An 11,791-nucleotide genomic window follows, 5' to 3' on the forward strand; every position below is an offset into this window, starting at 1 on the left:
GGAGAAAACCGATGCCGAGCCGATTGGCATTTCCCGATCAGTAGCGGAAAATTGTCCGATACAAGTCACTTCAAGGAAATTTGCCATGAACGCCACATCCATCTTTTCTCACGGCAGAACGGTCATACCCGCCGTGCTACGTCAACAAATTGGCATCAGGGAGGGCGATCAGCTCATTTGGGAAATCCGCGACGATGAGCTTGTCGTGACCACCCGTATCGCCCAATTGCGGCGGGCGCAGGCGTTGATTCACCGGTATGTTGCCGAGAGTGTCTCACTGACCGACGAACTCATTGCTGAACGCCGCGTGGAGCAAACACGGGAAGATGCCCGCTAATGGTCATTCTCGATGCGTCCGCGATCCTCGCCTACCTGCACAGCGAACCGGGCTGGCAGGCGGTGGAATCCGGCATCCTCAACGCCAACGCCCACGCCAGCCCGGTCAACATCGCTGAAGTCGCCAGCAAGCTGATCGACCGGGGTGTGCCGCCGGACGATGCCTTGTCGTCGATTGCCATCCTCAAGCTCACCTTGTTGCCCTTTGCAGCACCGGAAGCCGCTGAAACTGCACGGCTTCGACCACTCACCCAGCCACGCGGGCTGTCTCTCGGCGACCGCGCCTGTCTTGCCACTGCGCGCCTGCACCGCATGGCGGTGCTTACTGCCGACCGGCCCTGGCTGGAATTCGCCACCGCCCTGCAACTCGATATTCACTGCATACGCCCGGACGCTGCCGCTGCCGGGCGCTGAGCACAGGCAGGCGAAAGCCTGTTCTGCTCTGGCGACCCCCACACTGGCGCCGGCCCTACGGTTGGCGGGGCTGGAAGGCCATTGACCGCGCCGATACGCTGAAGGCATCCGAAAAGCAGGCGCCGTCTTCGGCGCCGTGCTTCTTGAGGAAGGGAAAGATCGCCTCGACCATGCGAACCGAGCCGCAGGCGTAGATTTCGTGTTCCTTGAGTTCCGGGAAGTCTTCGAGAATCGCTTCATGGACCAGGCCGGTGCGGCCGCTCCAGGAATCCTCGGGGGCCGGATCGGAGAGGACCGGAACGAAGTGGAAGTTTTCGTGCTCGCGCGCCCACTGTTCAGGCAGTTCGGGAAGGTACAGGTCCTTGCGGCTGCGCACCCCCCAGTAGAGATGGATCTGGCGTTGCAGCCCGCGCCTGAAGGCGTCCTCGACCATGCTCTTGACCGGTGCGAAGCCGGTGGCGCCGGCGACGAAGACGATCGGCCGCGCCGACTCGCGCAGCGTGAAATCGCCCATCGGGCCTTCGAAACGGACCTGGTCACCAAGCTTCATCACTGCAAAGACGTGCGTGGTAAAACGGCCGCCGGGCATCAGCCGAATCTGCAGTTCGACAAACTCGGCTTCATGCGGCGGATTGGCAAACGAGAAGGCGCGCCGCTGACCGTCTTCGAGAATGATGTTGATGTACTGGCCGGCCTTGAAGGCAATCTGCTGCCCTTCCGGCAACTTGAGCAGAACACGCATGACGTCGTCGGTGAGTTTCTCCATGCCGACGACGCTGGCGCTGTACTCCCGGAGAATTTTCGGCGCTGTGCTCGCCACGTACTCGATCTCGACGTCTTCGAGGGCGCTGGCGCAGCACAGCAGGACCTTGCCCTGCGCCAGTTCGGCGGCGGAAAGCGCACTCGGCTGGTAGAGTCCGGGATCGACCTTGCCCTGCAGCACCGTGCACTTGCATACGCCACAGCCGCCGTTGCGGCATTCGTAGGGCAGATCGATGTCCTGGCGCAGGCCGGCGTCGAGCAGCGTTTCGCCAAAGCGTGCGCTGATGGCCTTGTGGTCGGGGTGAAAAGTGATCGAGTTCTGTGCCCTCGCCGAGCCCAGGCGCTTCGGTGGTAGCCAGGGCAGCAGAAAAAACAGGGCCGTGAGACCGAGCACCCAGTACCAGAGGTGCAGTGGATTGATCACGTAGACCAGCGCCAGCACCGGCAACTCGAACCAGTCGAAGTCGATGTCGGTCGGCACGACCAACATGTCGGCTTCGCCCCCCTGGCTGAGGATCGGCTTGACCAGCGCGAGTGCGAGAAACATCAGCGTAACGGCGATGGCGATCGGGCGCGGCGGATTGATATGTGCGCGCGGGACGCGCTGGACGTGCACCCACATGATGAACGCGACGATCAGGGGGGCGCCGATGTGGATGAAGGCCAGCAGCGTGAACAGGCGGCTGTTGACGCTCTCGGGATAGAGGAAGTTGCGGATCAGCGTGCCATTGAATAGGGGCAGCACGTCGAACCACTCGGCGGTGGCGATGACCACGAATTGCGCGAGCTTGTCCCACACCAGCATGAAGCCATTGACGCCGGCAATGTACACCAGCCACAACAAGGCCACGCCGGTCAGCCATGAGAACGAACGAAAGCCGCGATAGCGGTCGTAGGCAAAGTGCCGCAGCATGTGCAGCAGCATCGTCAGGATCATGCCGTCAGTCGCGTAGCGGTGGATGCTGCGCAGGATGCCGCCCGCCCACCACTGGTCGTGGGTGATCCGCTCGACCGACTCGAAAGCGTCGTGGACGCCGGTATCGGCGAAGATGTAGAGGTAGAGGCCGGAAGCGACCAGCAACCAGAATTGCCAGAAGCTGATCGTTCCCAGATGGTAGAAAGGGTTCATCTTGTCGCCGAAGGCGACGTTGAACACGTTCTCGATGCGCATGAACAGCCAGCGCAAAAGTTGTTGCAGGATTTTGACCATGACCGATTTCAGTTCAGGAGATTAATGTGAAAGTCGCGTCAGCGACTCACGAATCTCCCCTCTCCACTCGCGGGAGAGGGGGTCGGGGGAGAGGGGAAACGGTCATGACTTTCATGATCGGGGATGGCTGGACAAGTCATGACCGTTAATGTGAAAGTCGCGTCAGCGACTCACAAACCTCCCCTCTCCCCTCGCGGGAGAGGGGTCGGGGGAGAGGGGAAACGGTCATGACTTTCATGATCGGGAGTGTCTGGACAAGTCATGACCGTTAGCGTGTCGTGCGGCGTGATTGGCGGCCGGCGGGAAGCGGCGCCCGCGTCCGGGTTGGTTGGTGGCGAGAGTGATGAGCGTGATCATTTGAAGAACAGGCCGCCACGATCCGGGTTGAAGTCGATCACCATCACTTGCCCTGGTACGAGAGTAATCTCGGCTTCCTTGCTGAAGTTGAAGCCGGGCTTGGTCAGGTTGTCGTTCATCCTGACGGCCACCTGGTGCCGGCCGGCTTTCAGCTCGAAGCGTTTGTACACCGTCGAAACCCCGTCCTTGTAGAGGCCGGTGGGGTGCATCACGGTGCGGAATACGGGCTGACCATCGAAGTCGACCTCAAGCTTGATGTCGGATCGCTCGCGCGGGCACTCCATGGGCGCGCGCATGTTGGGCGGCAGTTTCGCGAGTTCTTCAGGCGTGCGTTTGCGACATTCGCGGTCGCCAAGGTGGCTGATCGACAGCTTGATCAGCGCGACGTCGTCGGGAATCTGCCGGTATTTGGGCAAGGTCGCGAAGTAACCGATAAAGGCCGCAAAAGCCCCGTAGAGGATCAACTGGCCGACAAGGGCGGTGGGTTTAAGCATGTCAGGGGGATCTCCGCTGATAGGGGGGAAGTCTGTCGCCAGAAACCGTTTCGAGCCGGGTTCTGAACTCGGCCAGCGCATCGGCCAGAGTCCTGCTGTCGTGGGCTGCGGCAGGATAGAGTTGCAGTCGCGAAACGGGGACAGTCTTGCGCAAATGGGGTTCACGCCGGCCGAACAGGCGTTCGCTGGTCCAACGTTCGCCGAGGCGGAAATCGCAACCGCCGTGACGGCAGGTGCTCACGAAAACCCCGTCGGCGCCGCCGCGCAGTGCATATTCAACGAAGGCCGGCGGTAACATGCCGGTGCACAGCAGGGGAATCACCACGGTATCGGCAGCGGCCAGGGCGTTGGCGTCGGCGCCGTGCGTGCAACTGAAAACGACGATCGTGCACAGGCCCGAGCCGGGTGCCAGAGCCTGCTCGAGCTGCTCGCGCAAGGCATTGACCGGCTGCTGCGGCATGTCGATGCCGGTGGTCAGCGTCTGCTGCCTGCGGAAGGGGGTCGATGAAGGGCAGGCGCCGGCGCAGATTCCACAAGCCGCGCAGAGATCGGCATCGACAACCGCCAGTTGCAGACCTGGCCGCCGTGGGTGCGGCGCCATGCTGATCGCTGCATAGGGGCAGTCGGCAAGGCAGCGATCGCAGCCGGTACAGTTGGCGGCATCGACGACGGCGACCGGCTGCGGCCGCGGCCGCGGGAGAACGGGCAGGGCGAAGAGCAGCGCCGTCAGCCCGAACAGCAGCGTCCAGATGAGCGCCGGCGAACTCAGGTCGGTCAGTGGATGAATGAACAGGATGAACCAGTCGAGGCCAATCGCGCCGGGGACCCTCGCCAGATTGGCCGGCGGATGGCTGAGCGCCGGCTTGAGCAGCGAAAGCACGAGCAGCGTCGCCAGCGTCGCCAGCATGGCGCGCCGGGACGGCAGGTAATCGACGTGGCTGATGCGATGCACATGCGCCCACAGGCCGAGGATCAGCAGCAGCGGCACGCCGAGATGGAGGAATACCAGCATGGTGAAGAAGCGATCGTTGATCGAGTCCGGCGCCATGAAGTTGCGTGCCGACGGTTCGCTGAAGATCGGCAGCCAATCGAGCAGTTCGGTAGTGGCGGTGGCCGAGAACTGCGCGAGCTGGTCCCAGACGATCCAGTAGCCACCGATGCCTGCGAGGTAGGCGAGCCAGAGCAGCGGTACGCCGGTCAGCCAGGAATAGCAGCGGAAGCCATGGTAACGCCCGTAGCACCATTCGCGAACGAGGTGCAGCAGCATCACCAGCATGAAGCCATCAGAGGCATAACGGTGCAGACTGCGCAGAATGCCGCCGAAATACCACTGTTCGCCAGAGAGGTAGCCGATCGAGCGGTAGACGGCGTCGATGCCGGTGTCGAGCACCGTGTACAGATAGAGCCCGCTGCCGACGACGATCCACAGCAGGTACAGACCGAGCGCGCCGAGATGTCGCAGCGGGTTGTCGTCCCCCCCGAAGAGGGTATCGAGCGCTTCTTCGAAGCGCAGAAAGACGCTTTTCACGCCATCGCGCAATGCTGCGTGCAAATTCACTTCGCTGGGGTCCCGAGCGCTGGAGATGATTATTAGCGGTCGATTATATTTCTGGCGGATGATCCGTGTCTTGACACGAGTCAAATCCGGAAATCTTCCCCTGTCACACCGCGTGCGAATGAAAATGTTGGTCGGGGTGCCTTGTGCGATCGAGATGCATTGACATCGGTGATCACCCCTCCCCCTTGCGGGGGAGGGGTTGGGGGAGAGGGGCATCGTTGCACACGAATTCGTCGAATCCTTGGACAACACATCGCCAAAGCCGTCAGTCCGCTCTGCTAGCCTCTTGCAAGGGCATGGAGGCCCCCTCTCCCCAACCCCTCCCCCGCAAGGGGGGAGGGCATATCGGTACCTCCCAACACTTTCATTCGCACCCTGCCACACCTGGCTCGCTGCCGTCCACCATGTTCTGATGGTATCGTCTTGCGAGAATCTCCTTACAGCAGATCTTCCAGCCGCAAACGGATGATCCGGCCCCTGACTCCCCATTGCGGGGGAGGGGTTGCTTACAAGTGTAGGTTTTTTAGCACATATTCATTTGAAATCCTCCGCGGGCGGAACCAGGGGTTGCAGCATTTCGATCAAGGTCGGCAGTTCTTCCTGGACCACTTGCCAGACAAGACCAAGGCGTACTGTCCGATAGCCGTGAATCAGGCGGTTGCGGAGAGCGACGATTTCCGGCCAGGGGATTTCCGGGTGCCGAGATTGAAACTCCCCGCTGACGCGGCCCGCGGCTTCGCCGATGATCTCCAGTTTGCGGATGATCGCGCTTTGATGCAGGTCGCTGGCGCTGAATCGCTGCCAATCCAGGTCTTTGGCAAATTCCCGAGCGTCGCTGGCAGCCAGCAACATGTCGAGCAAATAAACGTCGTCACGCCACATAGATTGGCTCCAGGTGGCCAAGGATGTGTTTCCGCAGAATGTAATTGCGGCTTTGCTCGATAGCCTTGCGCTCGACCAGATCAACCGGGCGTCCGAGCAGACGTTCCAGCTCATTCTGCATGGTGGAGAGTTCTCGCAGGCTGGGTTCGGCGTGAGGGGCGAACTCGACGAGAAGGTCGATGTCGCTTGTTACGCCAAAGTCCTCGCGGATCGCCGAGCCGAACAGGGACAGTGCAGCGACGTCATGCTCTTGACAGAACTGGCGTATCATCGGCAAGGGCAGTTCCAGTGCAGGATGCATTTTTTTGCGTATACAGATTGGGAAATGGGGAGAACTGCTGCAGCAATCATGCTCGACGCCGCCGCACGGGTCCGGCGGCAGGCTTAGATTTCTGCTCCGTGCATCACGCGGGCTGTCGGCTGTGCAGCCAGGGCGACGACAGATCCCGAAACCACCGTCTCCGTTCCCGGCTCGCTCATAGTAGTTCTTCCAGCCGCAAACGGATGATCCGGCCCTTGACTGCCGGCAGCGCCTCGATGCCGGCAATCGCGGCGTCGATGTTGCGCTCGACCGTCTTGTGGGTGAGCATGATGATGTCGGTCTGCTCTTCGCCTTCGCCGGGTTCGCGCTGGATCATCGCGACGATCGAGATGCCGTCGTCGGCGAGAATGCGCGTCACGTCGGCAAGCACCCCTGGGCGGTCTTCGACGCGCAGGCGCAGGTAGTAGCTGCTGACGACTTCCGAAATCGGCAGAATCGCGAGATCGACCATCGCGTCGGGCTGGAAGGCGAGATGCGGGACGCGGTGCTCGGGGTCGGCGGTATGCATGCGCGTGACATCGACGAGATCGGCGATCACCGCCGAGGCGGTGGGTTCGGCGCCGGCGCCCTTGCCGTAGTAGAGGGTCGCGCCGACGGCGTCGCCCTTGACCAGCACCGCGTTCATCGCTCCCTCGACGTTGGCGATCAGCCGTTTGGCGGGAATCAGCGTCGGATGCACGCGCAACTCGACGCCCTCGGGGGTGCGTTTGGTGATGCCCAGCAGCTTGATGCGATAGCCGAGCTGTTCGGCGTACCGGATGTCGGCCGCGTCGAGCTGGCTGATGCCTTCGATGTGCGCCCGCTCGAAGCTCATCGAGTTGCCGAAAGCGATCGCCGACATGATGCTGAGCTTGTGCGCGGCGTCCACGCCCTCGACATCGAAGGTTGGATCGGCTTCGGCGTAGCCGAGGCGCTGCGCTTCCTGGAGCACCGCCGCAAAGGACAGGCCCTGGTCGCGCATCTCGGAGAGGATGAAGTTGGTGGTGCCGTTGATGATGCCGGCGATCCACTCGATGCGGTTGGCGGTGAGTCCTTCGCGCAGTGCCTTGATGATCGGGATGCCGCCAGCGACGGCGGCCTCGAAAGCGACCATCACGCCTTGTTCCTGGGCTGCGGCAAAAATCTCGTTGCCGTGCCTGGCGAGCAAGGCCTTGTTGGCGGTGACCACGTGCTTGCCGTTGGCGATTGCCTGCAGGACGAGTTCCCTGGCGACGCCGGTGCCACCGATCAGCTCGACGACGATGTCAACCTCGGGGTCGCTGACCACGGCAAAGGCGTCGTCGGTCATCCGGCAGCTTCCTCCGGTGATCTGCCGGGTCCGTTCGCAGTCCTTGTCGGCAACGACACTGATCTGAATGGGGCGGCCGGCACGGCGGGTGATTTCTTCAGCGTTACGCTGGAGTACGGCGTAAGTGCCGCCACCGACGGTGCCGATCCCGAGAAGTCCAACATGGATAGGTTTCATAGCGCAGTCACGAGTAAGGGGGTGGAAAAAGTGAGCGGGGCAGCCAGGGGACGGACAGGGCTAGGCCTGCGTCCCGGCGCGCTGGCGATAAGCGGCAAGGAAGCGCGCGATGCGGGCAATCGCGTCGCGCAGATCGTCTTCATACGGCAGGAAGACGAGGCGAAAGTGATCGGGTGCCGGCCAGTTGAAGCCGCTGCCCTGGACCAGCAGCACGCGCTCTTCCTGCAACAGTTCGGCGATGAACGCCTGGTCGTCGTCGATCGGATAGATCTGCGGATCGAGGCGCGGGAACATGTACAGTGCCGCCTTGGGCTTGACACAACTGACACCGGGTATTGCCGTGATCAGTTGGTACGCAAGGTCGCGCTGGCGATACATGCGGCCGCCCGGCGCAACCAGATCGTCGATGCTCTGATAGCCGCCGAGTGCGGTCTGGATCGCATGCTGTGCCGGCACATTGGCACACAGACGCATCGAGGCGAGCATGTCGAGGCCTTCGATGTAATCGCGCGCCATGCGCAAGTCACCGGAAACCACCATCCAGCCGGCGCGATAGCCGCAGGAACGGTAGTTCTTCGACAGGCCGTTGAAGGTCACCGTCAGCACATCCTGAGACAGTGAGGCAATCGCCGTGTGCTGGGCACCGTCGTAGAGCACCTTGTCGTACACTTCGTCGGCGTAGAGGATCAGGCCGTGCGTGCGCGCGATGGCAACCAGCTCGCGCAGCACGCTGTCCGGATACAGTGCGCCGGTCGGGTTGTTGGGGTTGATCACCACCAGCGCGCGCGTCTTCGGCGTGATCCTGGCGCGCAGGTCGTCGAGGTCGGGCAGCCAGTCGTTCGCTTCGTCGCAGAGATAATGGCATGGCGTGCCGCCCGACAGGCTCACCGCGGCCGTCCACAGGGGGTAATCGGGTGCCGGCACCAGCACCTCGTCGCCGGCATTGAGCAGGGCATTCATCGCCATCACGATCAGCTCGGAGACGCCATTACCAATGTAGATGTCTTCAAGCACGACGCCCTTGATGTGCTTCTGCTGGGTGTAGTGCATGATCGCCTTGCGCGCCGAGAAAATCCCTTTCGAATCCGCATAACCGGCCGCATTCGGCAGATTGCGGATCATGTCGAGCTGGATTTCCTCGGGCGCTTCGAAGCCGAAAGCAGCGAGGTTGCCGATGTTCAGCTTGATGATGTGGTGACCTTCGTCCTCCATCTGCTTGGCTTTCTGCAGCACGGCGCCACGAATGTCGTAGCAGACGTTGTCGAGCTTGCTTGATTTGTGTACCGGTCTCATCACTTTGGCCTAGAGCAGGCCATCCTTCCTGAACATGTCCTTGATGCCGCGAATGGCCTGGCGGGTACGTCCCTCGTTCTCGATCAGCGCGAAACGCACGTGGTCGTCGCCGTATTCGCCGAAACCGACGCCCGGAGATACCGCCACGCGCGCCTCGTTGAGCAGCTTCTTGGCAAACTCGAGCGAGCCCATCTGCTGATAGACCTCGGGAATTCTCGCCCAGATGTACATCGACGCCTTGGGGACCTCGACCATCCAGCCGGCTTCGTGCAACCCCTTGGCAAGCACGTTGCGACGTCCCTGATAGAGTTGGCGCACTTCTTCGACACAGTCCTGGGGACCCTCAAGCGCGATCACCGAGGCCACCTGGATCGGGGTGAACGTGCCGTAGTCGTGATAGCTCTTGATGCGCACCAGCGCATTGCACAGTTCCTGGTTGCCCACCATGTAGCCAACCCGCCAGCCGGCCATGTTGTAGCTCTTCGACATGGTGAAGAATTCGACGGCGACCTCGCGCGCACCGGGCACCTGCATGATCGACGGCGCCTGGTAGCCGTCGAAAGTGATGTCGGCGTAAGCCAGGTCATGCACCACCAGAATATCGTGCTGCCTGGCCAGCGCCACGATGCGTTCGAAGAAATCGAGGTCCACGCAGCGCGCCGTCGGATTGCTCGGGAAGCCGAGGATCATCATTTTCGGTTTCGGAATCGACTCGCGGATGGCGCGCTGCACCTCCTCGATGAAGTCGACATCCGGCGTCATGCGTACCGAACGAATGTCCGCGCCGGCGATGATTGCCCCATAGATGTGAATCGGATACGACGGGTTGGGCACCAGGACGGTATCGCCGCGATCCAGGGTAGCCAGCATCAGATGCGCGAGGCCTTCCTTCGAACCGATGGTCACCACGGCTTCGCTGTCCGGGTCGAAAGCGATGTCGTAGCGCCGCTGATACCAATCGCAAATCGCTCGACGCAGGCGTGGAATCCCCTTGGAAATCGAATAGCCGTGCGTGTTCTCGCGCTGCGCTGCTTCGACCAGCTTGTCGGTGATGTGCTGTGGTGTCGGGCCGTCCGGGTTGCCCATGCTCATGTCGATGATGTCCTCACCACGCCGGCGAGCGGCCATCTTCAGATCGGCGGTGATGCTGAACACGTAGGGGGGCAGACGTTTGATGCGCGAAAACTCTCTCATGATTCCAGGCTCGGGAAATGGTCGGTGTCGTTGACGACCCCTCGATCAGCCTGCGGCATGGGCAGTGATTGCGCGCTGCCGCCGTCTGAACAGGTTCGGCAAAAAAGCTATAATCCTACTTTAACGTATTGCTCACCGCAATTTTCATGAAACTGCAACTCGAAAACACCCCTGGCCTGAACACATTTACCGCTTATGGAGAAGACTACGTCAGCGTGAACGGTGTCCGTCACCACTGCAATCTGGCGGTTCTGCCCGACCGCCTGCTGCCCAACTGGACGCAGGCGACCTTCGCCACGCTGAGCGTCGCCGACATCGAACTGCTCGCCGCACTGGATTCCGAAATCGTCCTGCTGGGCACCGGCCAGCGGCTGCGTTTTCCGGGTCCCGAACTGATGCGACCCCTGCTGCGAGCACAAAAGGGGATCGAAGTGATGGATGTTCCGGCCGCGTGTCGTACCTACAACATCCTGATCGGTGAAGGGCGCAAGGTCGCCGTCGGCCTGCTCCTTGTCTGAGTACCTCCGGCAGTCACCGGCGGCCCCCGCCAGAACACCGTCACGATGCCCACCCATCCCGTGCCGATGAAGCGGATCGCCCTCAAGATCGACGTCGACACCTGTCACGGCACGCTGGTCGGCGTACCGGCGTTGGTCGAGCTGCTGCAGCGGCACGAGGCTGCCGGAAGTTTCTTTTTCTCGCTGGGTCCGGACTGCAGCGGTCGGGAAGCGCGCCGGGCCTCGCCAAGCCGTTACTACAATCTCCTCACCCGCCTCTACGGACTGCTTCTGCCGGCCCCGGATATCGGCAGGCGCGGCGCCGAGAGCATGCGGCAGGCGCGCGCTGCCGGTTTTGAGGTCGCCATCCACGCCTGGCATCGGGTGCACTGGGAAAAGCGGGTTGGCACCGCTGACAACGCCTGGGTTGAAGCCGAAATGGCGCAGGCCTGGCGGCGTTTCGAAGACGTTTTCGGCGAACCGCCGCAAGCACATGCTGCCGCTGCCTGGCGGATGAATCGCCATGCCCTGCGCCTGACGCAACGCCTGGGCTTTGCTTACGCCAGCGATTGTCGGGGAAAATTCCCGTTCATCCCGGTCATTGATGGCGAACTCGTGCACTGCCCGCAGCTTCCGACGACGCTACCCACCTTGGACGAACTGCTGCTCCCGGCAGGCGCGTCTGTGGATCAGGCCGTCGAGCGGATTCTCGGAGAAACCGGCAGCACCGGCGGCGAGCACGTGTTCACTTTGCGTGCCGAACTGGAGGGGATGAAGTTCAGCAACGCTTTCGAGCGTCTGCTCGTCGAGTGGAAAAATCAGGGTTATCGACTGGTTGCCCTGCGCGACCTGCTGAGCACGCGCAAGCTCGCGACCTTGCCGCGCCACACCGTCATCTTTGCCGAAATCCCGGGTCGCGCCGGTACGCACATGCTGCAGGGCAGCGCATTCCTGCCGCCCGAATGAAAAAAGGCGGCCAAGGCCGCCCTTTTTCATCGCAGGGCACG

General features: G+C 62.0%; 12 protein-coding genes. 4 read left to right on the forward strand and 8 right to left on the reverse strand.

From position 1 onward, the window contains the following. Positions 1-85: 85 nt before the first annotated feature. Together V5B39_RS10145 and V5B39_RS10150 are read left to right on the forward strand one after the other, a co-directional pair. Positions 86-337 carry an AbrB/MazE/SpoVT family DNA-binding domain-containing protein gene (locus V5B39_RS10145; protein WP_332342773.1) on the forward strand — a complete coding sequence of 84 codons (252 nt, stop codon included), beginning with the start codon at positions 86-88 and terminating at the stop codon, positions 335-337. Then, entirely contained in the window at positions 337-750 is a 414-nt protein-coding gene (locus V5B39_RS10150; RefSeq protein WP_332342774.1) for a type II toxin-antitoxin system VapC family toxin, read from the forward strand. The genes V5B39_RS10145 and V5B39_RS10150 overlap by 1 nt, the downstream gene beginning before the upstream one ends. A 55-nt stretch (positions 751-805) precedes the next feature. Here V5B39_RS10150 and V5B39_RS10155 read toward each other — a convergent pair whose 3' ends face one another. The 8 genes from V5B39_RS10155 to alaC form a co-directional block, all read right to left on the reverse strand. Continuing rightward, positions 806-2,722, reverse strand: coding sequence for a 2Fe-2S iron-sulfur cluster-binding protein (locus V5B39_RS10155; protein ID WP_332342775.1), 1,917 nt, complete (start codon positions 2,720-2,722; stop codon positions 806-808). A gap of 353 nt (positions 2,723-3,075) precedes the next feature. After that, positions 3,076-3,573, reverse strand: a complete 498-nt coding sequence (locus V5B39_RS10160; RefSeq protein WP_332342776.1) for a hypothetical protein — start codon at positions 3,571-3,573, stop codon at positions 3,076-3,078. Between the two features lies 1 nt (position 3,574). Further along, positions 3,575-5,131 carry a hydrogenase iron-sulfur subunit gene (locus V5B39_RS10165; RefSeq protein ID WP_332342777.1) on the reverse strand — a complete coding sequence of 519 codons (1,557 nt, stop codon included), beginning with the start codon at positions 5,129-5,131 and terminating at the stop codon, positions 3,575-3,577. 534 nt (positions 5,132-5,665) lie between these two features. Continuing rightward, complete coding sequence (locus tag V5B39_RS10170; protein WP_332342778.1) at positions 5,666-6,013, reverse strand: HepT-like ribonuclease domain-containing protein; 348 nt, start codon at positions 6,011-6,013, stop codon at positions 5,666-5,668. Then, a complete protein-coding gene (locus tag V5B39_RS10175) occupies positions 6,003-6,284 on the reverse strand; it encodes a nucleotidyltransferase family protein (RefSeq protein WP_332342800.1) in 282 nt (93 codons plus the stop codon). Before V5B39_RS10175 ends, V5B39_RS10170 begins: the two co-directional genes overlap by 11 nt. 205 nt (positions 6,285-6,489) lie before the next feature. Further along, complete coding sequence (locus V5B39_RS10180; RefSeq protein ID WP_332342779.1) at positions 6,490-7,800, reverse strand: homoserine dehydrogenase; 1,311 nt, start codon at positions 7,798-7,800, stop codon at positions 6,490-6,492. Between the two features lie 60 nt (positions 7,801-7,860). Next, the gene (locus V5B39_RS10185; RefSeq protein WP_332342780.1) at positions 7,861-9,093 is read right to left on the reverse strand and encodes a pyridoxal phosphate-dependent aminotransferase; all 1,233 of its coding nucleotides are present in this window, start codon (positions 9,091-9,093) and stop codon (positions 7,861-7,863) included. A 9-nt stretch (positions 9,094-9,102) separates the two neighbouring features. Continuing rightward, a complete protein-coding gene (gene alaC, locus V5B39_RS10190; RefSeq protein ID WP_332342781.1) occupies positions 9,103-10,287 on the reverse strand; it encodes an alanine transaminase in 1,185 nt (394 codons plus the stop codon). 146 nt (positions 10,288-10,433) lie between these two features. Between alaC and V5B39_RS10195 the strand changes: the two genes are divergently transcribed. Then, entirely contained in the window at positions 10,434-10,805 is a 372-nt protein-coding gene (locus tag V5B39_RS10195) for an Mth938-like domain-containing protein (RefSeq protein ID WP_332342782.1), read from the forward strand. A gap of 45 nt (positions 10,806-10,850) precedes the next feature. Further along, positions 10,851-11,750, forward strand: coding sequence for a polysaccharide deacetylase family protein (locus V5B39_RS10200; RefSeq protein WP_332342783.1), 900 nt, complete (start codon positions 10,851-10,853; stop codon positions 11,748-11,750). The last annotated feature ends 41 nt before the right edge of the window (positions 11,751-11,791 follow it).

Origin of the sequence: Accumulibacter sp. (genome assembly GCF_036625275.1) — a bacterium.
Classification (GTDB): Bacteria; Pseudomonadota; Gammaproteobacteria; order Burkholderiales; family Rhodocyclaceae; genus Accumulibacter.

What these genes read in the sequence shown, in the direction of transcription:
- V5B39_RS10145 (WP_332342773.1), top strand. Translation starts at nt 86, where the DNA reads ATGAACGCCACATCCATCTTTTCTCACGGCAGAACGGTCATACCCGCC.
- V5B39_RS10150 (WP_332342774.1), top strand. Translation starts at nt 337, where the DNA reads ATGGTCATTCTCGATGCGTCCGCGATCCTCGCCTACCTGCACAGCGAA.
- V5B39_RS10155 (WP_332342775.1), bottom strand. Translation starts at nt 2,722, where the DNA reads ATGGTCAAAATCCTGCAACAACTTTTGCGCTGGCTGTTCATGCGCATC.
- V5B39_RS10160 (WP_332342776.1), bottom strand. Translation starts at nt 3,573, where the DNA reads ATGCTTAAACCCACCGCCCTTGTCGGCCAGTTGATCCTCTACGGGGCT.
- V5B39_RS10170 (WP_332342778.1), bottom strand. Translation starts at nt 6,013, where the DNA reads ATGTGGCGTGACGACGTTTATTTGCTCGACATGTTGCTGGCTGCCAGC.
- V5B39_RS10175 (WP_332342800.1), bottom strand. Translation starts at nt 6,284, where the DNA reads ATGATACGCCAGTTCTGTCAAGAGCATGACGTCGCTGCACTGTCCCTG.
- V5B39_RS10180 (WP_332342779.1), bottom strand. Translation starts at nt 7,800, where the DNA reads ATGAAACCTATCCATGTTGGACTTCTCGGGATCGGCACCGTCGGTGGC.
- V5B39_RS10185 (WP_332342780.1), bottom strand. Translation starts at nt 9,093, where the DNA reads ATGAGACCGGTACACAAATCAAGCAAGCTCGACAACGTCTGCTACGAC.
- alaC (WP_332342781.1), bottom strand. Translation starts at nt 10,287, where the DNA reads ATGAGAGAGTTTTCGCGCATCAAACGTCTGCCCCCCTACGTGTTCAGC.
- V5B39_RS10195 (WP_332342782.1), top strand. Translation starts at nt 10,434, where the DNA reads ATGAAACTGCAACTCGAAAACACCCCTGGCCTGAACACATTTACCGCT.
- V5B39_RS10200 (WP_332342783.1), top strand. Translation starts at nt 10,851, where the DNA reads ATGCCCACCCATCCCGTGCCGATGAAGCGGATCGCCCTCAAGATCGAC.